Origin of the sequence: Streptomyces sp. NPDC096323 (assembly GCF_040302845.1) — a bacterium.
In the GTDB taxonomy this organism is placed as follows: Bacteria; Actinomycetota; Actinomycetes; order Streptomycetales; family Streptomycetaceae; genus Streptomyces.
This window is the reverse complement of the sequence record NZ_JBEOSI010000003.1, coordinates 492,847-519,474: the sequence shown is the minus strand read 5'-3', so window position 1 is coordinate 519,474 and position 26,628 is coordinate 492,847. Positions and strand designations below refer to the sequence as shown.

The 26,628-nt window shown below is 71.9% G+C and carries 18 protein-coding genes; 8 read left to right on the top strand and 10 right to left on the bottom strand.

Annotated elements, in window-relative coordinates; all coding sequences use genetic code 11:
* Window positions 1–350 precede the first annotated feature (350 nt).
* From ABTX18_RS10120 to ABTX18_RS10090, 7 genes are read left to right on the top strand one after another with little or no spacing between them, the layout of a single operon-like run.
* Window positions 351–3,560 carry a non-ribosomal peptide synthetase gene (locus ABTX18_RS10120; RefSeq protein ID WP_352122263.1) on the top strand — a complete coding sequence of 1,070 codons (3,210 nt, stop codon included), beginning with the start codon at window positions 351–353 and terminating at the stop codon, window positions 3,558–3,560.
* Entirely contained in the window at window positions 3,557–9,133 is a 5,577-nt protein-coding gene (locus tag ABTX18_RS10115; RefSeq protein ID WP_352122262.1) for a non-ribosomal peptide synthetase/MFS transporter, read from the top strand. The genes ABTX18_RS10120 and ABTX18_RS10115 overlap by 4 nt, the downstream gene beginning before the upstream one ends.
* Window positions 9,130–10,620 carry a class I adenylate-forming enzyme family protein gene (locus ABTX18_RS10110; protein ID WP_352122261.1) on the top strand — a complete coding sequence of 497 codons (1,491 nt, stop codon included), beginning with the start codon at window positions 9,130–9,132 and terminating at the stop codon, window positions 10,618–10,620. The genes ABTX18_RS10115 and ABTX18_RS10110 overlap by 4 nt, the downstream gene beginning before the upstream one ends.
* The gene (locus ABTX18_RS10105) at window positions 10,617–13,664 is read left to right on the top strand and encodes a non-ribosomal peptide synthetase (RefSeq protein ID WP_352122260.1); all 3,048 of its coding nucleotides are present in this window, start codon (window positions 10,617–10,619) and stop codon (window positions 13,662–13,664) included. Before ABTX18_RS10110 ends, ABTX18_RS10105 begins: the two co-directional genes overlap by 4 nt.
* Window positions 13,661–13,870: an MbtH family protein gene (locus tag ABTX18_RS10100; protein WP_352122259.1), complete on the top strand. Its 210-nt coding sequence runs from the start codon at window positions 13,661–13,663 to the stop codon at window positions 13,868–13,870. Before ABTX18_RS10105 ends, ABTX18_RS10100 begins: the two co-directional genes overlap by 4 nt.
* Window positions 13,867–14,148, top strand: coding sequence for an acyl carrier protein (locus ABTX18_RS10095; protein WP_352122258.1), 282 nt, complete (start codon window positions 13,867–13,869; stop codon window positions 14,146–14,148). Before ABTX18_RS10100 ends, ABTX18_RS10095 begins: the two co-directional genes overlap by 4 nt.
* Complete coding sequence (locus ABTX18_RS10090; protein ID WP_352122257.1) at window positions 14,141–15,559, top strand: condensation domain-containing protein; 1,419 nt, start codon at window positions 14,141–14,143, stop codon at window positions 15,557–15,559. Before ABTX18_RS10095 ends, ABTX18_RS10090 begins: the two co-directional genes overlap by 8 nt.
* A 10-nt stretch (window positions 15,560–15,569) precedes the next feature.
* Here the strand turns inward: ABTX18_RS10090 and ABTX18_RS10085 are convergent, their stop codons facing one another.
* Window positions 15,570–15,710 (bottom strand): hypothetical protein, encoded by a 141-nt coding sequence (locus ABTX18_RS10085; protein WP_352122256.1) that lies wholly within the window; start codon window positions 15,708–15,710, stop codon window positions 15,570–15,572.
* Between the two features lie 41 nt (window positions 15,711–15,751).
* Between ABTX18_RS10085 and ABTX18_RS10080 the strand changes: the two genes are divergently transcribed.
* A complete protein-coding gene (locus tag ABTX18_RS10080; RefSeq protein ID WP_352122255.1) occupies window positions 15,752–16,393 on the top strand; it encodes a TetR family transcriptional regulator in 642 nt (213 codons plus the stop codon).
* A gap of 63 nt (window positions 16,394–16,456) precedes the next feature.
* On the opposite strand, the gene ABTX18_RS10075 is transcribed toward ABTX18_RS10080, so the two are convergent.
* From ABTX18_RS10075 to ABTX18_RS10035, 9 genes are all read right to left on the bottom strand, one after another.
* A complete protein-coding gene (locus ABTX18_RS10075) occupies window positions 16,457–17,323 on the bottom strand; it encodes a thioesterase family protein (protein WP_352122254.1) in 867 nt (288 codons plus the stop codon).
* A gap of 91 nt (window positions 17,324–17,414) precedes the next feature.
* The gene (locus ABTX18_RS10070) at window positions 17,415–18,074 is read right to left on the bottom strand and encodes a trimeric intracellular cation channel family protein (RefSeq protein WP_352122253.1); all 660 of its coding nucleotides are present in this window, start codon (window positions 18,072–18,074) and stop codon (window positions 17,415–17,417) included.
* Between the two features lie 18 nt (window positions 18,075–18,092).
* The gene (locus ABTX18_RS10065; protein ID WP_352122480.1) at window positions 18,093–19,310 is read right to left on the bottom strand and encodes an ABC transporter ATP-binding protein; all 1,218 of its coding nucleotides are present in this window, start codon (window positions 19,308–19,310) and stop codon (window positions 18,093–18,095) included.
* Between the two features lie 47 nt (window positions 19,311–19,357).
* The gene (locus tag ABTX18_RS10060; RefSeq protein ID WP_352122252.1) at window positions 19,358–20,440 is read right to left on the bottom strand and encodes an ABC transporter ATP-binding protein; all 1,083 of its coding nucleotides are present in this window, start codon (window positions 20,438–20,440) and stop codon (window positions 19,358–19,360) included.
* Window positions 20,437–21,447, bottom strand: a complete 1,011-nt coding sequence (locus tag ABTX18_RS10055) for an ABC transporter permease (protein ID WP_352122251.1) — start codon at window positions 21,445–21,447, stop codon at window positions 20,437–20,439. The genes ABTX18_RS10060 and ABTX18_RS10055 overlap by 4 nt, the downstream gene beginning before the upstream one ends.
* Before the next feature lie 148 nt (window positions 21,448–21,595).
* Window positions 21,596–23,365, bottom strand: coding sequence for an ABC transporter substrate-binding protein (locus ABTX18_RS10050; RefSeq protein WP_503061118.1), 1,770 nt, complete (start codon window positions 23,363–23,365; stop codon window positions 21,596–21,598).
* 69 nt (window positions 23,366–23,434) lie between these two features.
* Window positions 23,435–24,433 (bottom strand): ABC transporter permease, encoded by a 999-nt coding sequence (locus ABTX18_RS10045; RefSeq protein WP_352122250.1) that lies wholly within the window; start codon window positions 24,431–24,433, stop codon window positions 23,435–23,437.
* Between the two features lie 419 nt (window positions 24,434–24,852).
* On the bottom strand, window positions 24,853–25,659 hold the full coding sequence (locus ABTX18_RS10040) for an enhanced serine sensitivity protein SseB C-terminal domain-containing protein (protein WP_352122249.1): 807 nt from the start codon (window positions 25,657–25,659) through the stop codon (window positions 24,853–24,855).
* A 154-nt stretch (window positions 25,660–25,813) separates the two neighbouring features.
* Entirely contained in the window at window positions 25,814–26,584 is a 771-nt protein-coding gene (locus tag ABTX18_RS10035) for an enhanced serine sensitivity protein SseB (RefSeq protein WP_352122248.1), read from the bottom strand.
* Between the last annotated feature and the right edge of the window lie 44 nt (window positions 26,585–26,628).

The window sequence follows — 26,628 nt, the reverse complement described above, 5'->3', positions numbered from 1 at the left end:
CACCGGCGGGGCCGCCTCATGCGGGTGCGGGAGCCTCCGGCCCACCTCTCCCCGCATCGGGCCTGGTGACGGGCGGGACGAGACCGACCCGTTGACAACGTACGACCAACGGAGCCCGCAACTCCGTTTGTGCGTACAGATGTTGCATTGACGCGATGCCCGAGCTCTTCATAACATCGCAACACCTGAAGCTGTGAATGACTGGATCTCGTCGGTAGCGAGACCCGTTGCCCGCCGTGGCACATCCCCATGCCGCCGCGTTGCTTCGCACCCCCACATGCTCCGCACGTCGCCATTGACCTGCAGCAACCGCACACCACGCCGCTCGGCGTGCGCGCCGAGGGAGCCGGATGAGTACCCGCACCGTCCAGCCATACCTGACACATGGCCAGAAACGCTTGTGGTTTCTGCACCAGATGGACCCCGACGACGCCTCGTACAACATTCCGCTCGTCCTGCGGCTGACCGGAGCGCTGTCCCCGCCGTCTCTGCGGGCCGCCTTCGACGCGTTGGTGGCGCGGCACGAGGCGCTGCGGAGCCGGTTCCCCGCCGAGGACGGCAACCCGGCCGTATCGGTGGCGGAACCGGGCCCGGTGCACATGGAGTTCCACGACCTGCGCGGCGACGGCGACCGGCTGGAGACGCTGATCGCCGAACGCACCAACCGTGCCTTCGATCTCGGGCGGGGGCCGCTGCTGCGCGTCTGCCTCTTCCGTACGGGCGACACCGAGCACGTCCTGTGCCTGGTCGTGCACCACATCGTCGCCGACGGCTGGTCGCTCAACATCCTGCGCGACGAACTCGCGGCCCACTACACCGCCCACCTGCGGGGCGAGGACGCGAACCTGCCCGCCCCGCCCGCGCAGCCGTCCGGTCAGGAGCGGGACGCCGACGAGGCGCAGGCGCGCGAAGCCCTCGCCTACTGGCGGGAACGCCTGGACGGGGCACCCGCCCTGGAACTGCCCCTCGACCGCCCGCGCCCCGAACGCCCCTCGCCCGACGGCGCCTTCCACACCCAGCTCATCGCCGGTGCCGGGCCCCTGGTCGACGCCCTGGCACGGGCCCGGCGCTGCACCCCGTTCATGGTGCTGCTCGCCGCCTACCAGGCGACCCTGTACCGCTGCACGGGACAGCACGACTTCTGCGTCGGTGTCCCCACGGCGGGCCGCTCGGGCCCCGACGAGGAACGGGCCATCGGCTACTTCTCGCGGACCCTGGTCCTGCGCTCCGACGTGTCCGGCGCGCCCACCTTCGCCGACCTGCTGCGCCGGGCCCGCTCCACGGTGTTCGGGGCGTTCGCCCACGAGCGCATCCCCTTCGAGGAACTGGCCGAATCCCTCCGGCTGAACCGGGATCCGGGGCGCTCGCCGCTGTTCCAGACGATGCTGACCGTCCACACCCAGGACCCCGGCCTGCTGCGCGACGCGTCGTTCGCCGGTCTCGGCTGCACCGAACTGGACCCGGGTATGCGGGCGTGCAAGTTCGACCTCACGCTGGACGTGCGCCGGGACGGCGAGGACGTGGTCGCCGTCTTCGGCTACCGCACGGACCTGCTCGACGGGGACCGGGTCGCCCGGCTGGGGCGCTGGTTCGAAACGCTGCTGCGTGCCGCGGCCGCCGGCCCGGACACGCCCGTCCACCTCCTGCCGCTGCTGGACGAGGCCGAGCGCGCCGCCCTGGAGACGGCCGGCCGGGGGCCGGACCTGCCCGACGGCCCGCCCACCGTGTACGACGCCATCGCCCGGACCGTGCGCGACCGGCCCGCCGGCGAGGCGCTGCGCGGGCGCGACACCTCGCTCTCGTACGCCGGCCTGTGGGACGCGGCGGGCAGGCTGGCCGCCCGGCTGGCGGCCGGCGGGGCGCGGCGCGGAGACACCGTCGGCGTGCTCCTGCCCCGCGGCCCGCAGGCCGTCGTGGCGATGCTCGCCGCCTGGCGGGCCGGCGCCGCCTACCTGCCGCTGGACCCCGACTACCCGCCCGCCCGGATCGCGTACATGGTCGCCGACAGCGGCGCGGGCACCGTCCTGACCTCCCGCCACGGCACACCACCCGAAGTCCCGGAAGGCGTGCGGACCTTGTGCGTCGACGAGAAGGACGCGGAGGGCGCCGAAGCGACGGGGACGTTTTCGACCGCCCCCCTCCCCGACGACCCGGCGTACCTCGTCTACACCTCCGGATCGACCGGCACGCCCAAGGGCGTCCTCGTCCCGCACCGGGCACTCGCCGAGCGGGTGCGCTGGATGGGCGAGGGGTACGGGATCACCGCCGAGGACCGGGTCCTGCACTGCGCCTCGCTGAGCTTCGACACGTGCGCGGAGGAACTGTTCCCCGCGCTGGCTGCCGGGGCCGCCCTCGTCGTGGCCGACGCCGGCGCCGCGCTGCCCGACCAGCTGGCCGAGGACTTCACCGCCGATGTCACGGTCATGGACCTGCCCACCCCGTACTGGCAGCACCTCGTCGGCGACCTCGACGTCATCGCCTGGCCGGAAGGGCTGAGGCTGCTGATCCTGGGCGCCGACCAGGTGCAGGCCGCCGCCGTGGCCGTCTGGCGCGAGCGGTTCGGCGACCGGGTACGGCTCGTCAACTCGTACGGCCCCACCGAGACCACCGTCATCGCCACGACCGCCGACCTCGGTGAGGCCGACACCCGCGCCCGCCCGCCCATCGGCACACCGATCGGCGGCGTCACCGCCACGGTCTGCGACGAGCACGGCGGACCGGTCCCGCCCGGCACCCCCGGTGAACTGCTCATCGGCGGTACGGGCGTGACCCTCGGCTACACCGGCCGGCCCGGAGCCACGGCACGCGCCTTCGTCCCCGACCCGTACGGCCCTGCGGGCTCCCGCCGCTACCGGAGCGGCGACCTCGTGCGCCGCCGGGCCGACGGCGCCCTGGAATTCCTCGGCCGACTGGACGGCCAGGTCAAGGTGCGCGGCTACCGGGTGGAGCCCGGCGAGGTCGAGAACGCGTTGCTGGCGCAGCCGGGCGTCGCCGAGGCGGTGGTCGTCGCCCGCCGCGACACCCTGGTGGGCTATGTGGTCGCCGCCGCCACGGAGCCGGCCGTCCCGGCGCTCGATCCGGCCGGTCTGCGGAGCGCCGTGGGAGCGCTCCTACCGGCCCATCTCGTGCCCGCCGCGGTCCTCGTCCTGGACCGGCTGCCGCTCACCCCGAACGGCAAGCTCGACCGGGCGGCCCTGCCCGCCCCCGACCGGCGCGCCGAGCTCGGCGCGGGCTACCTGACCCCTCGCACCGAGGCGGAGGAACTGGTCGCACAGATCTGGCGCGAGGTGCTGGACATCGACCGGGTCGGCGCCCTGGACGACTTCTTCGACCTGGGCGGACACTCCCTGCTCGCCACCCGGGTCATCGCCCGGGTCCGGGCCACCGCCGAGCTCACCGTGCCCCTGCGCACCCTCTTCACCCACCGCACGGTGGCGGAGTTCGCCGAGGCCGTGGAAACCGCCCTGATGGCCGAGATCGACGCCCTGTCGGACGAGGAGGCCGCCGCGCTCCTCACCGCGGACGGCGACGCCCTGGAAGGAACCCGTAAGCCGTCATGAGCGACACCACCACGTCCGCCGCCGGCCTCTCCGACGCCAAACGCGCCCTGCTCAGCCGCAGGCTGAACGCCGGCCGCGCCACCGCTTCCCGGCCCGCCGTGCCCCGGCGCCCCGACGGCGCCGTGCCGCCGCTCTCGTTCGCGCAGGAACGGCTCTGGTTCATGGAGCAGTTCGCGCCCGGCACCGCCGCGTACAACATTCCCGTCGCCCGCAGGCTGCTCGGCGACCTGGACCGGGAGGTGCTGGCACGCGCTCTGGACACCGTGGTCGCCCGGCACGAGACGCTGCGCTCCCGGTACCCGGTGACCGACGACGGCCGCCCGGTCCTGGAGATCGCCGAGCCCGCGCCCGCGCCGCTGCCCCTCGTGGAGGCGACGGACGAGGAGCACGCTGCCCGGCTCGTGGACGAGGCGGGGGCCCAGCCCTTCGACCTGGCCGCCGGGCCCCTGCTGCGCACCCTCCTGGTGCGCGTCGGCACACGCCACCACATCCTGCTGCTCGTCGTCCACCACAGCGTCAGCGACGGCTGGTCCAGCGAGATCCTGATCTCCGAGATCCTGCGCTGCTACGCGGGCCACCTGGAAGGCGACGCCCACGTACTGCCCGAGCTCCCGGTGCGGTACGGCGACTTCGCCCAGTGGCAGCGCGACCGGCTGAGCGACGACGCGCTGGGCGCCGAAGTCGCCTACTGGGCCGGGGAACTGGCCGGCGTGGAGCCCCTCGCCCTGCCCACCGCCCGGCCCCGCCCGGCCCGGCAGACCTTCGACGGGGCCGGCTACGGATTCCAGGTGGACCGCGCACTCCTCGACCGGCTCGCCACCCTCGGCAAGGCGCACGGGGCCACGATCCACATGGTGCTCCTCGCCGCCTTCCAGGAACTCCTGGCCCGGTTCAGCGGCCAGCGCGACTTCGCCGTCGGATCACCAGTCGCCGGCCGCCCCGAACCGGAACTCGAGGGCCTGGTCGGCATGTTCGTCAACGTCCTGGCGCTGCGCGCCCGGCTCGACGGCGACCCGACATTCGCCACCCTGCTGGAACGCACCCGCGAAACCTGTCTCGAGGCGTACGCCCACCAGGAGCTGCCGTTCGCACAGCTGGTCACCGAGCTGAACGTGGAGCGCGACGTCTCCCGCTCCCCGGTCTTCCAGGCAGTACTCGCCGTGCAGAACTACGCCACCGGCCGCCAGGACGGCGCCGGCCCGGGCCTGGACGTGGAGACCTACGGCCTGCGCGCCTCGGGCACTCGCTTCGACGTCGAACTCTTCCTGATGGAGTGGCCGGACGGGCTGCGCGGCGCCTTCAACTACAACACGGACCTGTTCGACGAGGCGGACATCCTCCGCCTCGCCGCCCATCTCGACCGGTTGCTGCACGCGGTGGCCGACCGCCCCGACGTGCCGCTGTCCGCGCTCGACCTGCTCTCCGCCGGTGAACGCGCCCTGGAGATCGATGACTTCAACGGAACGCAGGCGCCGACACCGGCCGACGCCACACTGGTCTCCCTCATCGACGAGCAGATCGCGCGCACGCCCGGTGCCACGGCCGTGACGGCCGACGACCGCAGCCTCACCTACGCCGAACTGGACGCCGCTGCCGACCGCGTCGCCGCCCGGCTCCTCGCGGCGGGCGCCGGCCCCGGCGACGTCGTGGCCGTCGGCGCGGAACGCTCCCTCGAACTCGTCGCCGCCCTCATCGCCGTACAGCGCACCGGCGCCTGCTACACGCCGCTCGACACCGAATACCCGGCCGACCGGCTCGCGTTCATGCTCGACGACAGCGGCGCGCGGGTGCTCCTCACCCAGCGCGGCGCCCCGGTTCCCGAAGGCTGCCGGGCCACCGTCCTGTATCTCGATGACGACGAGCTGCTCGACGGGAGCGCTCCCACACCTCGGAGCCCCGCACGGCCGACGCCCGACGACCCCGCCTACCTCATCTACACCTCCGGCTCCACCGGCCGCCCCAAGGGCGTGCCGAACACCCACCGCGCCATCGTCAACCGCCTGCTGTGGATGCAGCGGGCCTACCCCATCGGGCCGGACGACTCCGTACTCCAGAAGACTCCGGCAGGGTTCGACGTCTCCGTCTGGGAGTTCTTCTGGCCGCTGATCACCGGCGCCCGCATCGTGCTGGCCCGCCCCGGCGGCCAGAAGGACGCCGCCTACCTGCACGAACTCATCCGCTCCGCCCCCGTCACGGTCGCCCACTTCGTCCCCTCGATGCTGCCCCTCTTCCTCGCCGAGGAGGACGCCGGACGGTGCACGGCCCTGCGCCGCGTCGTCTGCAGCGGCGAGACGCTGCCGCCGGACACGGCGCGCGCGTTCCGGGAGGTGCTGCCGGGCTGCGCCCTGGCCAACCTGTACGGACCCACCGAGGCGGCGGTCGACGTGTCGGCGTGGGAGTGCGAGGCCCGGGCCGACGTGGTCCCGATCGGCTTCCCGGTCGACAACATCCGCCTCTATGTCCTGGACCGGGCGCTGCGGCCGGTCCCTCCGGGGGCACCCGGTGAGATCCACATCGCGGGGGCCGGGCTCGCCCTCGGCTACCACCGGCGCCCCGGACTGACCGCCCGCCAGTTCGTCCCCGACCCCTACGGCCCGCCCGGCTCGCGGCTCTACCGCACCGGCGACCTGGGCAGGCGTCGGCCCGACGGCGCCCTGGAACACCTCGGCCGCATCGACCAGCAGGTCAAACTGCGCGGCCTGCGTATCGAGCTCGGCGAGATCGAGTCGGCCCTGCGCGCCCTGCCGCCGGTCGCCGAGGCGGCCGTCGTCGTACGGGAGGACAGCCCGGGAGACAAGCGGCTCGCCGCCTACCTCGTCACCGCGGACCGGCAGCCGGCGCCCGATCCGCAGGAACTGCGCGCCGAGCTCAAGCGGGTACTGCCCGACCACATGGTGCCCGTCTCCTTCACCGCTCTGCCCGCCCTTCCCCTCACCCCCAACGGCAAGCTCGACCGGCGCGGCCTGCCCGCCCCGCAGATCCACCGGACGACCGGTGCGGCCAGTGCGCCCGAGACCCCTGCGGAGCGCGTACTCGCAGCGATATGGGGCGAGGTGCTCGGTCTCGACGAGGTCGGCGCGGAGGAGGACTTCTTCGACCTCGGCGGCCACTCGCTCCTCGCCACCCAGGTCGTCGCCCGCGCCCGCAAGCTGCTCCCCGAGGCGGGTGCCCGGCCGGTCAGCGTGATGGACCTGTTCACGTGCCGCACGGTCAGGGATCTGGCGGCGCTGGCGGACCTCCCGGAAGACGCCCGGGGGCCCCGCCGCCTGCTGCACCGCCTGACCCGCCCGGCCCCCGCCGGGCACCTGCGCGCCACCCTGGTCTGCGTCCCGTACGGCGGTGGCAGCGCGGTCGTGTACCAGCCCGTCGCCGACCTCCTGCCGGAGGGCTACGAGCTGTGGTCCGTGGCCATCCCGGGCCATGACGTCGGCGTGACCGAGGAGCACCTGCCCTTCGGGGAACTCGCGGAGAACCTGGCCGCCGAGATACGCGAACGGGTCCGGGGGCCGCTGATCGTGTACGGGCACTGCGGCGTCGGCACCGCGCTGGCCGTGGCGACCGCCCGTCTCCTGGAGGCTTCGGGACGCGAGCTCGAAGCGGTGTACGCGGGTGCGCAGTTCCCCTTCGCCAAGCCGCGCGGGCGGGTGCTCGGCGCCCTGTCCCAGGTGGCGTCCCTGGAGGCGCTGCTCGGCAACCGGGTGTACGTCAACTGGCTCACCGGTATGGGCGTCGACACCTCCCAGCTCGATCGCGAGCAGACCGCGTTCATCGTGGGGAACATGCGCCGCGACAGCCAGGCCGCCGAGGAGTACTTCACGAGGGCGATCGCCGATGTGGAGGCGGGGGCACCCCGGCTGCGGGCGCCGCTGGTGTCGCTCGTCGGCGACCGCGACCCGGCCGCCGACTTCTACCAGGAGCGCTACCGGGAGTGGCTGCTGCTCGCGGAGCGCTCGGCGGTCGCGGTGATCGACCAGGGCGGCCACTTCTTCGTGAAGTACCGGGCCGCCGAGGTCGCGGAAGCGGTGACGACGGTGCACGAGGCGGTCCGCCGGGGATCCACCGGCACCCTGTCCGCTCACTCCCCGGACGCGGCCTGGTGGTTCCACGCCGAGACCGGGCCGGCCGCCGGCGCGGAGGTAACAGCGGACCCGGCGGCGGGCGGCGCCGGGGACGGTGATGCCGCGGAGACCAAGGGTGCTCCCGCACCGGGTGCCGCGCGCTTCCTCGCCGTCGTGCTCGGGCAGCTGGGCTCGATCGTGGGCTCCGCGCTCACGGAGTTCGCCCTGCCCATCTGGATTCTGCTGGAGACCGGTTCACTCGCCCGGTTCGCGCTGTACTCGGTCGTGGCGATGCTGCCCGGCATCCTCGTCGGCCCGCTGGCCGGCGCGATCGTGGACCGGTTCGACCGGCGCAAGGTCATGCTCGCCGGCGACATCGCGGCGGGGCTCAGCCAGGTGGCCATGCTGTGCCTCCTGCTGGGCGGCGCACTGGACACCTGGTATCTGTACCTGCTGCTCGGCAGCCTCTCGGTGGCGCTCACCTTCCAGCGGCTGGCGTACAGCTCGGCCGTCCCGCAGCTCGTCCCCAAGCGCTACCTCGGCCACGCCAACGGAATCGTGCAACTCGCCTTCGGGGCGGCACAGTTCGTCGTACCCCTCATGGCGGTCGCGCTCATGGCCGGCATCGGTCTGCGCGGCATCCTGATTCTCGACATCGCGAGTTACGCGGTCGCGGTGGCCGTCCTGACGTGCGTCAGGTTCCCCCGGACCCTGCCGTGGAGCCGCCGGGAACCGGTCGTCCAGGAGATCAAGCAGGGCTTCGCCTACACCTGGCGGCACCGGGGATTCCGGTCGATGCTCCTGTGGTTCGCCGTGCTCAATCTCTTCCTGTCCCCGCTTTTCCTGCTGGTGACGCCCCTGGTGCTGTCCTTCGACACCCTGGACGGGGCGGCGGCGGTCGCCACGGCGGGCGGTGCCGGTGCCGTCGCGGGCGGGCTGATCATGGGGGTGTGGGGCGGGCCCCGCAGACGCCGGGTGCGCGGCATGCTGGCTCTGGCCGGGGTGTTCGCCCTGGCCGGTGCGGTGACCGGGCTGCGGGCCGATCTCTGGGTGATCGGCGCCGGCGTCTTCGGGATGTCCTGCGCCATCGGCCTGGTCAACGGGGTGTACTCGACGATCGTCCAGGTCAAGGTCCCGCAGCGCTTCCACGGCCGCGTCTTCGCCCTGAACACCATGGTGGCCTGGTCCACCCTCCCCATCGGCCAAGGGCTCGTCGCCCCCCTGGGCGCCCGCCTGTTCGACCCGTTGATGACGGAGGACGGGGCGCTGGCGGACAGCGTGGGCCGGGTGCTGGGAACGGGGCCGGGGCGAGGCATCGGGCTGATGTACCTGCTGTGCTGTGTGGCGATGCTGGCGCTGGTGGCCCTGGCGCTGCGGCTGCCGGTGCTCGCCCGCTTCGACCTCGATGTGCCGGACGCCGAGCCGGACGACCTCATCGGGCTCCGGGAACGCGCCGCCGCCCTCGCCGCGTCCGCGTCGCGCGCCGAACCCGTCCCCGCGGGAGCGGACCGGTGAGCCCCGCCGCGCCCCCGGGCTCCCTCATCGAGCTGCTGGAGCATCGCGCCGCCCTCCACCCGGACCGCGTCGCCCTGCGCAACGGGCCACGTCACCTGGACTTCGGCACCTGGCGCCTGCGTGCCGCCGCCCTCGCCCGCGGCCTGCTCGCCCGCGGTCTGCGCCCCGGCGACCCGGTGGGGCTGCGCTACGGCAGTACGGAGTGGACGGATTACGCGGTCGCGTACTGCGGGGTGCAGTGGGCGGGCGGCATCGCCGTACCCCTGTCCGACCGGCTGGCCCCGGCCACCGCGGCGCACATCCTGGCGGACAGCCGGACGGTCGGCGTCCTGCATGCCGAGGGCGGGCCACCGCCCCGGCTGCCCGCAGAGCTATGGCAGGCATCCGGAGAAGACCTCGAAACCGGGTCCGGGGCAGGCCTCCCCCTGCCCGACCCGTCCGCACCCGCGCAGTACCTCTACACCTCGGGAACCACGGGGCTGCCCAAGGGCGTCCGGGCCGCCCACGCGAACCTGGCCCACGGCTGCACCCTCGACGAACGCCGCAGGCCCCTGCGCCACTCACGCACATTCCTGCACAGCTTCCCGATCGGCACCAACGCCGGGCAGACCATGCTCGTGAACTGCCTGGACGCAGCGGCCACCGGCGTCGCCGCCCCGCAGTTCACCCCGCTGCGGTTCGCCCGGCTGATCGAGAAGCACGCCGTCGGCAGCGTGTTCCTGGTGCCCTCCACCGCCATCGAACTGCTCGCTTCCACCGCCCTCGCCCGCTGCGACCTCAGCACGGTCAAACTGGTCGGGTCGACCGCGGCGGCGCTCCCGCAGGCTGTCGCCCTACGGCTGTCGCAGGTGTTCTCCGGCGCACAGATCGTCAACTACTACACCTCGACCGAGGCCGCGCCCGCTCAGATCACCCTGCTCTACGACCCCGACCGCCCCGACTCACCCGGCCGCCCCGCCTCACTCGGCCAGTTGCGCGTCACCGGCTCCGACGGGCGCCCGGCCGCCACAGGCGAAGCCGGCGAGGTCTGGCTGCGCTCACCCACCGCACCCCGCTCCTACCTGGGCTCGCCCGACGCGGACGCCGGGGTCTTCCGGGGCAGCTGGGTGCGCATGGGGGACATCGGGCGGCTCGACGAGGACGGCTACCTCCACCTGCTCGACCGGGAGCGCGACGTCATCAAGTCCGGGGCCCACAAGGTGTCCACGATCCAGGTCGAGAACGCGCTGCACGCCCACCCGGACATCGCCGACGCCGCCGCCTTCGGCATCCCGCACCCGGTGCTGGGCAGCGTGGTGGCAGCCGTCGTCGTGCCCCGGCACGACGAGCCGGACATCACCCGGCTGCGGGCCTTCCTGCTCGACCGGCTCGCCGCGCACGAGCTGCCGGCCCGCGTCCTCTTCCGCGCCACCCTGCCCCGCAACGAGGGCGGCAAGGTCCTCAAACGTGAACTGCACCGGCTCCTGGACGACGAGGCGACCTCATGACCCCTTCCACGACCTCCGCCGTACCCGCCCCGCTCGATCCGGCCCAGCACGGGCTCTGGGTCACCGAGCAGACCCTCGACACCGGCTCGGCGTACCACCTCAGCGTCGCCCTGCATGTCCAAGGGCCGCTGGAGACGGTGACCCTGGCGGCGGCCTGGGCCCGCTGTGTGCGGGAGGCCCCCCTGCTCGCCGCCCGGATCGACCCGGCGGGACCCGCCCTGGTCCCGGGCGAGGTGCCGCCGCTGCGGCTGGTCACCGCCGCCCCGGACGACCTCGGCAAACTCCGTGACGAGGAGACCGCCGCCCGGTTCGGCCCGGGTGGCCCCCTGGTCCGCCCCACGCTGTTCACCACCGCCCCGGACCGGCACCTGCTGCTCGTGGTCGCCCACCATCTCGTCTTCGACGGCGAGTCCAAGGACGTCCTCGTCTCGGGGCTGGGCCGCGCGTACCGGGCGGCGACGAGTGAGAGCGAACAGTCCGCTCCGGCCGGGGCGCCGGCACCCACGCCTCCCGCCCCCGCCGAGGCGGCCCTCGACGCCGCCACCCGCTTCTGGGCCGGCCGCTGGCGTGAGAGCTCCACCCCCGCGCTCCCCGGCCTCACCGCCCACCACGGGAACCCCGTCACCCCGGCCCCCGGCGTCGCCTGCGGCTTCCGGCGCGACGGGGAGTGGCACGCGCGCCTGGTGGCCGCCGCCGCGACGCTCGGCGTCACCCGGTTCGAGCTCCTGACGGCGGCCTGGCACGCGCTGTTGCTGCGTTACGGGAACGCCGGCCCTGCCACCGCGATCGAACTCTCCACCCGCGCACCCGGCGCGCCCCGGCAGGCCGGCCTGCACGTCAACGAACTGCCCCTGTTCACCGGCCCGCGGCCGGAGCTCTCCTTCGCGCAGTTCGCCCACGAGGTACGGGCCGAACTGCGCGCCCTCTACCGCCACCGCACCGTTTCCCTCAGCCGCGCGGTGCGCGGACTCACCCCGCGCACCGCACTGTGCCCGCTCTCCCTCAGCTACCGCCGCCGCGACGACTCCCGGCCCGTCGACTTCGGCCCCGCACTCGGCGTGCGCACCGAGTGGATCGGCTTCGCGCACACCGCCCGCAACATCGCCCACCTCCAGCTCGTCGACGCCGCCGACAGCCTCGAAGGCAGCCTCCAGTACCGCACCGCGGCCTTCGAGCCCGGCGCGCCCGCCCGCGTCCTGGACCACTTCCTCACCCTGCTCGACGGGGCCATGGCCGCCCCGGACACCGCCCTGGGCCGCCTGCCGGTCCTGCCACCGCGGGAGCGCGCCACCCTCCTGGCCGACACCACCCGCACCCCGGACAACGCCCGCACCACCCTGCCCGCGCTGTTCGCCGCCCAGGCCGCCGCCACCCCCGACACCGTCGCCGTCATCGAGGGCGACACCACCCTCACCTACGCGGAACTCGACGCGGCCGTACGCCGCCGCGCCCACCGGCTCCGCGGCCTGGGAGCCGGCCCCGGCACCCTGGTCGGCGTCGCCCTGCCCCGGTCAGCCGCCCAACTCGTCGCCGTACTCGGCACGCTCACCGCCGGGGCCGCCTACCTTCCGCTCGATCCCGACCATCCCGCGGAACGCCTGGCGTTCATCCGCGCCGACGCCGGGCTCACCCTGGAGACCGCCACCGATCCGGGGCCCGAGGACCTCGGCCTGCTGCCCGACGCCCCGCCTGCCCCGGCGCCGCCCGCCCTCACGGACCCCGCCTATGTGCTGTACACCTCCGGCTCCACCGGTGTACCCAAGGGCGTCGAGGTGTCACACGGCGCCCTCGCCAACCTCCTCGCGGCCCTGGGGGACACCACCGGCACGGGGCCCGGCAGCCGCTGGCTCGGGCTCACCTCCCTCTCCTTCGACATCTCCACCGTCGAACTCTTCCTCCCCCTGGTCACGGGAGGCACCGTCGTCCTCGTCCCCGAGGGCCGCCACCGAGACGGCTCGGTCCTCACCGCACTCGTCGAACGGCACCGCCTCACCCACGTACAGGCGACGCCGAGTGGCTGGCGAACCATGCTCGCCGCGGGGCTCCACGCGCCGGACCTCGTCGCCCTGACCGGAGGAGAGGCCCTGCCCGACGCCCTCTCCCGGGAACTGCGCACCGCCGTCGGCCGTCTGACCAACGTGTACGGGCCGACCGAGACGACGGTCTGGTCGACCGCCGCCGAGCTCGGACCCGAGGACACCGTCACCATCGGCCGCCCGCTGGCCAACACCCGTACCTACGTGCTGGACGCGCTCCTCCAGCCACTGCCTCGCGGACTGACCGGCGAGCTGTACATCGGGGGCGACGGCGTCGCCCACGGGTACCGGGGCCGGCCCGGACTCACCGCCTCCCGGTTCGTCCCGGACCCCTTCGGTCCGCCCGGTGCCCGCCTCTACCGCACGGGCGACCTCGCCCGGCTCACCGCCGACGGCCGGATCGCCTTCGCCGGCCGGTCCGACACCCAGGTGAAGGTGCGCGGGCACCGCATCGAGCTCGGCGAGATCGACGCCGCCCTCGGCGGCCACCCGCAGGTCGTGCAGGCGACGACGGTGCTGCGGGAGGGCCCGGACGGCGAGCCCGGCCGGCTGGTGGCCTACGTGGTCGCCGCCCCCGACCGCGTACCACCCACGCCCGAGGCACTGCGTGACCACCTGGCCCGGACCCTGCCCGCCGCGGCGCTGCCCGACGCGTACGTGACACTCGACGCGATGCCCCTGACCCCCAACGGCAAACTCGACCGCGCCGCCCTGCCCGAACCGCCGCGCCCGATGCCCGCCCCTGCCGGAGCCCACCCCGCCGAAAGCGGCGACCGGAGCATCACCGCCACGGTCCTGGCCATCTGGCGCGAGGTGCTCGACCTCGACGACCTCGGCCCCGACGAGGACCTGTTCGACCTCGGCGGCCACTCCCTGACGATCACCTCCATCGCGGGCCGGATCCGCAAGGAGTACGGGGTCTCCGTCCCCTTCGACGTCTTCTTCGACAGCCCCACCGTCCACGGCGTCGCCGCCTGCGTCGCCGAACTCATCGAGGAGAACCAGTGAACGCACCCGCAAGCCGCTACCTGGTAGCGGTCAACGACGAGGAACAGCACGCCCTGTGGCCTGCGGGCACCCCGTTGCCCGCAGGCTGGCGGCCGGAGGGTTTCATCGGCACCGAGGACGAGTGCGTGGCCCATGTCGACCAGGTGTGGCCCGACATCAGGCCCCTCAGCCTGCGCCGCAGACTGGCCGGGAAGGAAGGCAGTTGAGCACCGCACAGGAGCCGGCCACGGGGATCCGCGCACGGCTGGCCGGCCTGATCAGCGACGCCATGGACGGGCAGATCGCCGCCGCCGAGATCCTCACCGGCCGGGGAACCCTCACCGAACTGGGCGTCACCTCCCTGGCTCTGCTCCGGCTCGCCGACAACCTGGAGGAGGAGTACGGCATCGAACTCGACCTCGCGGACCCGGCGTTCTACCAGGAGAGCGTCGACAGCCTGGCGGCCCGGCTGGGCGGCCACGAGGGCCGGGAACCCCATGGGTGACCTGGCCACGGCCCGTACCGTGCACGTGCCCTTCACGGGGATCAGGGCGGGCACCGCACCTCTCACCTGGGGCCAGCGGGCGATCTGGAACGCGGTCCTGCGCACGGCGCCGAACGACATCTACTTCAACATCGGACGCCTCCTCCCGCTCGGAGAGCGCGGACGGGTGACGGACCTGCCCCGGCTCACCACCGCGCTGGCCGGCCTGCTGGAACGCCACGAGGCGTTGCGCACCCGGCTGTACGGCTCCGAGGACGGCGACCCCGGCCAGTCGCTCGCGGCCTCCGGCTCCCTGCCGGTCACCGTGGTGGAGGAGGCCGACCCCGCACGGTCCGAGGCCACCGCACGCGCCCTGCTCGACGAGTTGACGGCCACCCGCTTCGACTACGCGGCGGAGTGGCCGCTGCGCGTCGGCGCCGTCTGTCACCGGGGACAGGTGACGCATGCCGCGCTGGTGCTCTGCCATCTGGCGGCCGACGGCCACGCCGCCGAACAGGTGGTACGTGACCTGAGGCTGCTGGTGAGACGGGGATCGGCCGGGCGGGCACCGCGCACCACACCCCTCGACCTCGCCCGCGACCAGCACGGACCGGCCGGTGTGCGCCGCAGCGAGCGGGCCCTCGCCCACTGGGAGGGCTTCTACCGGACCATGCCGCCCACGATGTTCCCCCGGCAGGCCGCCGCACCCCGCACGCCCCGCTTCTGGAGCGGCCGGCTGGTCTCCGAGGCGCTGATGAAGGCGACCGACGTCCTGGCGGCCGCGCACCGGATCAGTGGGTCGACGGTCCTGATGACCGCCCTGGCCGCCCTGGTCGCCGCCGAGGGCGGACACACCGCGGCGGCGATGATGCCCATCGTGGCCAACCGTGCGTCCGAGGACCGGCGGGACCTGGTGGCGATGCTCTCCCAGGACGCACCGTTCCTGCTCGACACGACCGGCGCCGAACGCTTCACGGACCTGCTCCCGGTCGCGTGGCGCGCGGCCATGGCGGGCTACCGGGCGGCGTCCTACGATCCGGTCGCCTGGGAGGCCCTGCGTGAACGGATCGGCAGGGAGCGCGGCACGCCGGTGCACCCGTACTGCTGCTACAACGACCAGCGCTTCTTCGTACGCCCGCCGGACGAAGGACCGCCGCCGGACCCCGCGGAACTGTGCGCGGCGCGGGCCCGAACGGAGTTCGGGTTCCCCGCCACCGAGGACAAACTGGGCTGCCGGTACTGCGTCCACGTCACCGAGGAGCGGGGCGTCCTCGCCGTCATGCTCACCGCCGACACGGCCTACCTGCCACCGCCCAGGATCAGGGCGCACCTGTGGGCGCTGGAGGAGATGGTCGTCGCGTCGGCGTGCGGCGAGGCCCCGGCGCTGGCCGGCCTGCCCGCGCTGCTGGAGCGCGGCGAGGCCGCCGCCTGACGGGCCGGCGTCAGGTCACGTCAAGGCCCGTCCCGGCAGCTTTCCGCGTCGACGCCCAGCGGAACGTCGGGTGGAGTCCGGCGTGGAGTTTCAGCCCGGTGCGGGCCGTCGTCGCGGCGACGGCCCGCACGATGACCTCGCGGCTCCGCATGCCGCTTCCCCGCCCCGGAGAACAGTTGTTTACTGAATGGCATGAGTCACACCGCCGGCATCCGCCAGAGCCAGAAGCTGAAGACGCGCCAGGCCTTGCTGGACGCCGCTCTCGGCCTGCTGGAGCACCAGAGCCTGAGCAGCCTGGGTCTGCGCGAGGTGACGCGGGCCGTGGGCATCACCCCCACGGCCTTCTACCGGCACTTCGACGGCATCCCCGCGCTCGGCGTGGCCCTGGTCGAGCAGACGCTGGGCAGCCTGCACGGAATGATCGGCGCGATCCTCGCCGAGACCGGTGACAGCGAGGTCCGGCTGGACCGCAGCGTCGACCTGATAACGCGCCATGTCCGGGAGCAGCCCGCGCACTTCCGCTTCATCGCCCGCGAGCAGCACGGCGGGGTCGGCCCGGTCCGCGAGGCCATCGCGGCGCAGCTCCGGCTGTTCGCCGAGGAGGTGGCGGCGGCGCTCGCGGACGAACCCGGGTCACGTGGCTGGGACGAGGAGGATCTGCTGATGCTGGGCGGCCTCTACGTCGACCACATGGTGATCACCGCGTCGGCGATGCTGGACGCCGGCCCGGAGGGCGACACGCAGGTGGCCAGGACCGCCCGGCGCCGCCTGCGGCTGGTCACCCTCGGCCGCCTGCACTGGCTGGACGGACCCGCGCCGGACACCGGCTCCTGATGCACGCCCCCCGTGCCGAGCACGTACGGACGTCGGCCGCGATCGGCCCCGCGCGTACGGACGTCAGCCGCGCGGAGCCCGGGCGAGCTGGCGGGACTGCGCGACCAGCCGGTCCGCGCTGTCCCAGACCTCCGCGTCCTCCTCCAGGAAGCCGCCCGCAAGGTTGCGGGTGGTGATGGAGACGCGCAGGGGGCCCGGGGCGGGGCGGCAGCGGATGTGTGTGGTGAGCTCGATGGTCGGGGTCCAGCCCTTGAGCCCGAGCTCGAACGAGGTCGGCGGCAGTGCGTCGACGGTGAGGAGCAGCGAGAGCGGGTCGGCGTCGCGGCCGTCCGCGAGCCCGAACCAGCCGCGCATCTCGCCCTTGCCGGACGGCTGCCCGACGGCCCAGCCCAGGGTGGCGGGGTCGAGCTTGATGTCGAGCCGCTCGGTGATGGCGGAGCTGCCGGGGATCGGGGCCGGGCCGTCGCCCGGGCCCAGGCACTGCTCGCGGGGCGGGATGGCCGGCGGCTCGGCCGCTGTGCGGACGTCGTCGCTCAGGGCATCCAGGTCGCCGTAGGTGGCGATGACCCGGATGCGCTCGACCTCCGTGCCGTCCTCGGCGTACTGGAAGAGGGACGCCTGACCGGTGGAGAGGGTGCGTCCGGTGCGGACGGTCTGGGTACGGATCACGGCCGGGCCGGGGACGGACGCGGTGAGGTAGTGCGCCGAGACCGAGAAGGGGTCCGCGTGCGGCAGGGCCTCGCCCAGTGCGCGGCCGAGCATGGCCAGCAGGTAGCCGCCGTTGACGGCGTGGATGATCGTCCAGCCCGCGGAGAGCTCGGCGTCGTAGACGCCTTCCTCGCGGAGGGTGACGGCGGTGTCCCGGTCGAACTCGCTGTCACCGATGGATGCCTGCGCGGTCGGTGCCGCCTGCGTCGCTGCCTGTGCCATGCACGCACCGTACACCGATCCCATTACTGAGCGGTAGCTTTTTTAGTAGAGGAGAGCTTTCGGCTGAGGAGAGCTGGGGGATTCGGACCCCCTACGCCTCGTCCGCCGTCGCCGAGCGCCGGTTGTAGGCGCGCGGGGCACGCCAGTGGAAGCGCAGCGCCAGGATCCGCAGAACGAAAGCCGTGATCACCGCACAGCCGCTCGTGAAGGCGTTCAGCGCGTCGAAGCGGATGCACAGCACGATCATGGCCGCCCCGACGATGGCGGGAACCGCGTACAGATCGCGGTCCCAGCGCAGCAGCGACGGCACCTCGTTGGCCAGCACGTCGCGCAGCACGCCGCCGCCCACCGCGGTGGCGAGTCCCAGCGCCGCCGACGCGGTGAGCCCGAGGCCGTAGTCGTACGCCTTGACCGTGCCCGTGACGCAGAAGAGCCCGAGACCGGCGGCGTCGAAAACCATGACGCCGGCCTGGATCCGTTCGACCTGCGGATGCAGGAAGAAGACCAGGCCGGCGGCGAGGAGCGGGGTGGTGAAGTACCCGAGGTCCGTGAAGGCGGCGGGCGGCACCGCGCCGATGATCAGGTCACGGAACAGCCCCCCGCCCAGCGCGGTCACCTCGGCGAGCACCGCGATGCCGAAGACATCGAAGTTCTTGCGTACGGCGAGCAGAGCGCCGGAGATCGCGAAGACGAAGATTCCGACGATGTCGAGCGCATGCTGGACGGAGGGCGTGAACAGTTCGTTGAGCACCGGGCAATTGTGCCGGTACTACTCCTTGGGATTGTCCCCCGAGGTCTCGGAGGCTTCCGAGGCGGTCTCGGCCACGGGCTCCGCGACCGGCTCCGCCACCTCCGCGGCCGGCTCGGCGGCCTCGACGGTCTCCGCGACCGCCTCTGCCTTCGTGACCAGCTCGACCGTCTCCCGGGCCCCGGCCAGCACCTGCTCCCCCGGCACCTGGTCCGGAGCGTTCTCCGGGTGGTGGCAGGCGACCTGGTGGCCGGTCTTCAGCGCGATGAGCGGCGGCTCCTGCGTCTTGCAGATCTCCGTCGCCTTCCAGCACCGGGTGTGGAACCGGCAGCCGCTGGGCGGCGAGATCGGCGAGGGCACGTCGCCCTTGAGCAGGATGCGCTCGCTCTTGGCCCCGCGCCGCCGCGGGTCCGGCACCGGCACCGCGGACATCAGGGCCTTGGTGTACGGGTGCATGGGCGCCGAGTACAGCGACTTGCGGTCGGCCAGCTCGACGATCTTGCCCAGGTACATGACCGCGATGCGGTCCGAGACGTGCCGGATGACCGAGAGGTCGTGCGCGATGATCACGTACGTGAGCCCGAGCTCGTCCTGCAGGTCGTCCAGCAGGTTGACCACCTGGGCCTGGATCGACACGTCCAGCGCCGAGACCGGCTCGTCCGCGACGACCAGCTTCGGGCGCAGGGCGAGCGCGCGGGCGATGCCGATGCGCTGGCGCTGACCGCCGGAGAACTCGTGCGGGTAGCGGTTGTAGTGCTCGGGACTGAGCCCGACCAGCGACAGCAGTTCCTGGACGTGATTCTTGAGACCGCCCTCGGGCTCGACGCCCTGGAGCTTGAACGGCGCGCTGACGATCGTGCCGATCGTGTGCCGCGGGTTCAGCGAGGAGTACGGGTCCTGGAAGATCATCTGGACGTCGCGGCGCATCGGCCGCAGCTTGCCCATGGACAGGTGCGTGATGTCCCGGCCCTCGAACTCGACCTTGCCGCCCGTCGGTTCGATCAGCCGGGTGATGAGCCGGCCCATCGTCGACTTGCCGCAGCCGGATTCGCCGACGACGCCCAGGGTCTCCCCCGGGTACACCTCGAAGTCGATGCCGTCGACCGCCTTGACCGCGGCGGTCTGCCGTCCCAGCAGCCCCTTGCGGATCGGGAAGTGCTTGACCAGGCCCTCGACCTTGAGCAGCGGCTCGCGCGAAGAGGTCGCCTGTTCCGGGATCTTCACGTCCTTCTCCAGCACCGGGGGATCCTTCTTCTCGCTCACGTCGCTCACCTCACTCGCCTCGCTCACAGCTTCGGCGCAATCTCTTCGGTCCAGATCCTGGTCCGCTCCTGCGGTGCCATGTGGCAGGCGGAGAAGTGGCCGTCGCCGACCAGTTCCAGTTCGGGACGCGTCGTGCGGGTGACGTTGTCCTTGGGGATGTCCGCGTACGGGCAGCGCGGGTTGAAGGCGCAGCCGGAGGGGACGTTGATCAGCGACGGGGGCTGGCCCTTGACGGGGATCAGCCGCTCGGTCTGCTCACGGTCGATGCGCGGCATCGAGGTGAGCAGGCCCCAGGTGTACGGGTGCTGGGCCTCGTAGAAGACCTTCTCAGCCGGGCCGCGCTCGATGCACCGGCCGCCGTACATCACCAGGAGTTCGTCGGCCATCTCGGCCACGACCCCGAGGTCGTGGGTGATCATGATGACGGCCGAGCCGAACTCCTTCTGCAGGTCCCGGATCAGGTCCAGGATCTGCGCCTGGACGGTGACGTCCAGGGCGGTGGTCGGCTCGTCGGCGATGAGCAGTTCCGGGTTGTTGACCAGGGCCATCGCGATCATGGCGCGCTGGCGCATACCGCCGGAGAACTCGTGCGGGTGGGAGTCGACCCGCTTGTGCGGCTCGGGGATGCCGACGCGGTCGAGCATCTCGATGGCACGGGTGCGGGCGGCCTTCTTGCTGACCTTGTTGTGGACCCGGTACGCCTCCACGATCTGCGCGCCGACCGAGAAGTACGGGTGCATCGCGGAGAGCGGATCCTGGAAGATCATCGCCATCTTGCGGCCGCGCAGCTCGCGCACCCGGGCGTCGGACGCGCCGAGCAGCTCCTCGCCGTCCAGCCAGACCTCGCCGGATATCCGGGCGTTGGGGGCGGTGCGGTGCAGCCCGAGCACGCCGAGCGAGGTGACGGACTTGCCGGAGCCGGACTCGCCCACGATGCCGAGGGTCTGTCCGGGCTTCACGTCAAAGCTGACCCCGTCGACCGACTTGACCAGGCCGTCATCGGTCTTGAAGTGGATGCGCAGATCCCGTACGGAGAGGAAGGCCTCGTCGGAACGCCGGCCGGCCACCGGCTCGCCCGGCGTCTCGGTCTTGGAAACCTCGGTCACGAGAGCCTCACCCTGGGGTCGATGGCGGCGTACACCAGATCCACCAGCAGATTGCATACGACGATGAAGAAGGCGGCGACGAGGGTCACGCCCATGACGATCGGAAGGTCGTTCTCCTGCACGCTCTTGATGGCGTACTGGCCGAGTCCGGGGAAGGAGAACACGGTCTCGGTGATCACGGCGCCTCCGACCAGCAGGCCGAAGTCCATGCCGAAGATGGTCACGATCGGGGTGAGCGCGGCCCGCAGACCGTGCTTGCCGATGACGCGGCTCTCCTTGAGGCCCTTGGCGCGGGCCGTACGGATGTAGTCCTCGCCCATCGTCTCCAGCATCCCGGCTCTGGTGATACGGGCGTAGAGCGCGGAGTAGAGGAAGGCCAGCGAACACCATGGAATCAGCATGTTCCACGCCCACTCCAGCGGATCTTCCGTGAAGGGGACGTAGTTGATGGCTTCCCAGATGGGCCACTGCACCGTCAGCACACCCAGCGCCAGCATGCCGGTGAAGAAGATCGGCAGGGAGACGCCGGCGAGCGCGACACCCATGAAGAAGCGGTCGAGGATCGAGCCCCGCTTCAGCGCGGAGACGACACCGATGGCCACACCGCTGATCAGCCAGATCACCGCGGCGCCGATGGCGAGCGAGAACGTGACCGGAATGCGCGCGGTCAGCTCGGGCCACACCTCGATGTGACGCTTGAAGGAGTAGCCGAAGCACGGCACACCGCAGTGGGTGGCCTCCGGGCCGAACTGGAAGTCGGCGCCGACGAACAGCTGCTTCAGGAAGTGCCAGTACTGGATGTACAGCGGCTGGTCGAGGCCGAGGTTCTGCTTGACCGCGAGGATGGACTGGGGATTGGCGTCCTTGCCCACGTACTGGGCCGCCAATTGGTCCATCGTCTGCCCGGCCAGTCGGGGGACGAGGAAGAAGATCGCGAAGGTGACTGCGCTGACGATCAACAGCAGCAGTACCGCGCCGAAGACGCGTCGGATGATGTACGCAGCCACAGCTATCCGGCGCCGGTACCAGCCCGCCGGGGGTTACCCATGCGTGCGGACACCGTGCCTTCACCTGCCTTTCGGGACAATTCTGAGGGAGTTCCGGTGGCCGCTCCCCGGGCCGCGTCGCGCGGCCCGGGGAGCGGGGCCGTTCCTACTACTTGGCGGAACCCATCAGCACGTAGTCGTACATGCCGAGGTAGGCCTGGGTGACCGTGACGTTCGTCGCGGACTCCGGGCGGAGCAGCAGGTTCTTGCGGTAGATCAGCGGCACGGCGGTGGCGCCTTCGGCGACCGCCTTGTCGATGTCGCCCCAGGCCTTCGCGCGGGCGACGTCATCGGTGGTGGCGATGCCGTCGTTGAGCATCTTGTTGATCTTCGGGTCGTTCAGTTCCTGGACGTTGTTACCACCGGACGGCTTGATGGCCGAGCCGTTGATGATCTGGTCCAGGAAGCCGAAGCCGGTCGGCCAGTCGGCACCCCAGGCGCTCATGATCATGCCGAGCTTGTTGGCGTGCACGTAGCTCGGGTTGCCCGCGAAGTTCTGGAAGTACTTGCCCGCCGGGAAGGTCTTGATCTCGGCGTTGACGCCGATCTTCTTCAGCGAGGCCTGCACCGCGGTGACCATGGCCATCTCGGCGGGGCGGTCGGAGCGGGCCGAGATCTTGGTGTCGAAGCCGTTCGGCTTGCCACACTGCTTCAGCTCGTCCTTGGCCTTCGCCTCGTCGCCCTTGTGGCCGGCGGACTCGTACAGGTCGAACTTCGAGTAGCCGTTGACCGTCGGGGGCAGCAGCGTCGTGGCGACGTCACCCTTCGGGTCGCCACCCTGCGCGGCCTGGACCGACGCCTTGTCGATGCCCCACTGCACGGCCTTGCGGCAGTGGATGTTGTCGAACGGCGCGACGTTGACGTTCAGACCGATGTACGAGGTGGCACCCGCGTACGAGTTGTCGGTCTGCTTCTTCAGGTCGGCCTTGGTGAGGACCTTCGGCTGGGTCGCCGGGGCGACACCGGTGCCGGCTCCGTCAACGGTGATGTTGTCGGAGAGCAGGTTGTTGTCGACCGTCTCCTGCTTCACCTTGAAGCGGATCGTCACCTTGTCCGGCAGGGCCGGGCGCAGCGTGTCCGTCTTCGGGTCCCAGTTCGTGTTGCGCACGAGGGTCGCGCCGCGGCCCTCGTCGTACGACTCGAACTTGTACGGGCCCGAGGACACGATGTTCTTGACGTAGTCGGCACCCTTGTCCTTCGCCGCCGGCACGGGGGCCGTCTGCGAGAAGGTCGCCAGGTAGTCGAAGTCCGCGAAGGCGTCCTTCAGCTTGAAGATGATCGTGGAGTCGTCCGGCGTCTCGATGGAGGCGATGCCGTCCGGGTTCTTGTCCTTGTACGGACCCTGGTACTTGTCGCCGCCGATGAGGTGGGCCTTGAAGTACGTCGGGCCGTTGGACAGGGCCTCCGGCGCGAAGTTGGAGCGCTCGATGGCGTACTTGACGTCCTTCGAGGTGATCGGGGTCCCGTCGTCGTACTTGAGACCCTTCTTCAGCGTGTACGTCCAGGTCTTCGCGTCCGGGCTCGCCTTGCCGAGGCTCTCGGCGAGGTCCGGGACGACCTCGAGGCCCTCCTTGCCGGCAGCCGGCTTGAAGGACGTCAGGGTCCGGCCGTACAGGCGGGAGAAGTTCTGCACCCAGCCGTAGTACGTGTTGCCGGGGTCGAGCGAGTCGGGCTCGTCGGACATCTCGTACGAGACGGTCCCGCCCTTCTTGTCCGACGGGTTGACGATGGACGTCAGTGCCGCGTCGGTCGCGCCCTTGCCGCCCTTGCCACCCTTGCCGCCCTTGGCGGCGCCGTCGTCGTCCCCGCCGCACGCGGAAGCTCCGAGCATCAGGACCACAGCTGTGGCGACCACCGCTGTCATTTTTCCGGTCTTCACGTGAGGAAATCCCCCTCATTCGATGGTTGCCGTGGCTTGTCGCACGACGTTGTGACGATCACCCGGGCACTACTTGCCACGAGGGTCGAGCGCATCACGCAGCCCGTCTCCCAGCAGGTTGAACGCCAGGACCGTGACGAAGATGGCCACGCCCGGCACGATCATGTACATCGGGTCGTTCTCGTAGAAGTCGATCGCGTTGGTGAGCATCCCGCCCCAGGAGGACTGCGGCGGCGCGATACCGACACCCAGGTAGCTGAGACCCGCCTCGAAGAGGATGTTCGAGGGGATGAGCAGCGTGGAGTAGACCAGGATGGGCGCCACCAGGTTCGGCAGCAGCTCCCGGAAGAGAATGAAAGGCCCGCGCGCACCCAACGACCGTGCGGCTTCGACGAATTCGCGGTTGCGCAGACTCATGGTCTGGGCACGGACGATGCGGCCCATGTACGGCCAGCTGAAGAAGCCGATCACGAAGATCAGTACGGCGATCCTCAGCGGCAGCCCCTCCAGGCCGAACGCGCCGTCCTGCAGCGCCGCCGAGATGGAGATCGCGAAGAGCAGCAGCGGGAACGCCAGGAAGGTGTCCATCATGCGGCTGATGACGGTGTCCACCCAGCCGCCGTAGAAGCCCGACACGACGCCGAAGAAGACGCCGATCACCACGGAGAGCAGAGTCGCTCCGACCGCGACGACCAGGGACACCCAGGAGCCCTCGATGACCCGCGTCATGATGTCGCGGCCGTACTGGGGCTCGACGCCGAGGGGGTGGCTCCAGCTGATGCCGCCCCAGTCGCCCTTGGGTGCGAGCAGCGCGGGGTCGATGAGGTCCTGGTGGAACTCGTTGGGGTCCAGGCCGAAGACGGCCTGGATCGGCTTGGAGAGTACGGCGAGCAGGATCAGCAGGATGACAACGATGCCGCCCGCTACCGCCACCTTGTCGCGCTTGAAGCGCGTCCAGGCGATCTGCCCGAGCGAACGGCCTTCGATCTGGCTCTGTTTGACTCCCGTGAGTACTGCCTCCGGCTGCGCCTCGGCAGCCGAACCGGTGGTCTCGATCGGTGCGGTCACAGTGCCTCTGACCCCTCCCGCCGGCGGTGGCCGGCCCCTACTCGCCGCGGTAACGGCCTGGCGCGTGTCAGCCGGGGTTCTTGATCCGGCTGAGGTGTTCGGTGCGATGAATACGTCCGTGAAGTGACCGCCGGTGCAACCTCGTACAAAGGGCGGACGATCCCCACTAGCCGGGAGTCTTCAACGCGATCGCGATCACCCGCCAGACCTGGCGGGGAATGTTTGCTCAACCGTGATGCGGTGAGTGAGCTTCCGTTATCCGGACAGCTTGATCGAGTGAGCGGACTACTCGGCCGCTAATCCACCAGAACGGACATGCCGCCCAACGGGCGCTATTGGGTGTTGATTTGGGTGACCGTCGCGGGCATCTTGTCCACCTGGGGGCCGTTTGTCCGTGAGCGGGACGGGCCCGAGCGGGCCTAGTAGGCGCGCGGGGCGGGACCGGGCGTCTGCGGGTAGCCGTAACCCGGAGCGACGACGGCACCACGGCCGTCCGGGGCGTGCGGCTCGCGGTCGTAGAACGGCCGCGCGTTGGCGCGCAGCCACATCGCGACGGGGTCGTACTCGTCGGCCATCGCGACCGTGGAGACCGGGAGTCCCTCCGGGACGGTGCCGATGGACTGCTGCATCATCGTCCGAACGGCGTCGACGGACGGCTTGCTCGTGTCGTACAGGTCGAGGCCGATGGCGAGATACGGGACGCCGAGCGCGGGCTGCACCCAGGCGCGGCGCAGCGAGCGGATCGCGGGGGTGCGGTGGGCGTTCTGCGTGAGCTGGGCGTAGAACTGCGGGATCTCGACGGCGGGGGCGCTGATCCGCAGCGGGCCCGCCGGCATCCGGTCCAGGCCGGTGGCGATCCGGCGCAGGTCCAGCCAGGGGATGCCCACGCCGCCGCCCCGCGCGTGCGGGTTCAGCCAGATGCCCCAGCGGTCGGGGAACAGGGCTCGGGCGATGTCGCGGCCGCCCACGACCTCGTGGTCCCGGTTCCAGCCGCTGGCGGAGAGCTCCTGGGCCGAGGTGACACACGGGGCGTAGCCGAGGCCGTCGACCTCCATGTTGCCGTACTGGGCCTCGGGTGAGCCGGCCCGGCCGTGCCAGAGGAGCATCCAGACCCGGTCGGCGGCCAGCGCCTGGAGGAGTGCCTCGTACGCGTCGTAGCGCCCGGGCGTCACTTGGCGCAGCATGTGCTCGACCTGCCCGGCCGCCGCGGTGCCTGACGCACTCACCCTGGGTCCCGCCCCTCTTCGATCCAACGTGTCGGCCGCCTGCCGCTCCCGGGGCTCCCGGGGGCGGCGCGGTGCCGGGCACCGCCATCAAACCAGCTTATGCGGCGGCCCTGACACCGACTTGACTCCGCGGCCCCGGGCCCTCGTGCGGCCGCTACTCGGCGGGGCGCTGGTAGAAGGGCCGCACCCGGGCGCGCATCCAGTCGGCGACCGGGTCCTGGGCGACGTCGAGCAGCACCAGGTTGACCGGCCACGGCACCTGGACCCGCCCCAGCGCCCGCCCGAGGGCGTCCATGGGCGCGTTGCGCCCGGCTCCGTCCCACGTGGAGAACTCGATGCCGACGAAGAGGACGGGGTCACCGCCCTCGATGCTGGCCAGGGCGCGGCGGGCGCTGAGCACGACGCCGCTCTCCTCGAACTCGCCGGCCGCGGCGGAGAGGAAGTCGACGGGCTCCTCCTGCCAGTCCGGCTCGTACAGCCGGACCCGGCCGCCGCTGGCCGGTCCGTCGAGCACGGTGCGCCCGGCCCGGCAGAGCTCGGCGACGGCGGGCGGCGGCAGCGGCATGCCGACCGCGCCGCCCGGGTTCACCGCGATCCCGAGCTGCGGCGGCAGGCCGCGGGCGAACTCGCGGGCGGGCGCCACGGTGAACGACATATGGGCGCCGACGCAGGTGAGGAACTGCTGTTCGGAGCTGAACACGGGGACGTACGGCGCGCCCTCGACGTCCAGCGTCGGCAGATCCAGGTCGGTGGCGTCCTGCGAGCCGCCGTTGGGCAGCGGCACCCAGAGGTGGCTGCGGCCGAGCACCTCCACCAGACGGCCGCCCGCCTCGGGGCTGCCGAGCGAGGCGCTCAGCACTTCTTCGAGCTCGTTGGCCGGCCATCCGCCCTGCGGATGGGTCCGGGCCGGTGCCGGAATGTCCACTGTCTCCCTCTCTCACCCCGTGTCGTGCAGCAAGAGGTTAACGC

Bases quoted from the DNA above. Each gene is read 5' to 3' on its own strand.
- ABTX18_RS10120 (WP_352122263.1), top strand. From the start codon at position 351: ATGAGTACCCGCACCGTCCAGCCATACCTGACACATGGCCAGAAACGC.
- ABTX18_RS10115 (WP_352122262.1), top strand. From the start codon at position 3,557: ATGAGCGACACCACCACGTCCGCCGCCGGCCTCTCCGACGCCAAACGC.
- ABTX18_RS10105 (WP_352122260.1), top strand. From the start codon at position 10,617: ATGACCCCTTCCACGACCTCCGCCGTACCCGCCCCGCTCGATCCGGCC.
- ABTX18_RS10090 (WP_352122257.1), top strand. From the start codon at position 14,141: ATGGGTGACCTGGCCACGGCCCGTACCGTGCACGTGCCCTTCACGGGG.
- ABTX18_RS10085 (WP_352122256.1), bottom strand. From the start codon at position 15,710: ATGCGGAGCCGCGAGGTCATCGTGCGGGCCGTCGCCGCGACGACGGCC.
- ABTX18_RS10080 (WP_352122255.1), top strand. From the start codon at position 15,752: ATGAGTCACACCGCCGGCATCCGCCAGAGCCAGAAGCTGAAGACGCGC.
- ABTX18_RS10075 (WP_352122254.1), bottom strand. From the start codon at position 17,323: ATGGCACAGGCAGCGACGCAGGCGGCACCGACCGCGCAGGCATCCATC.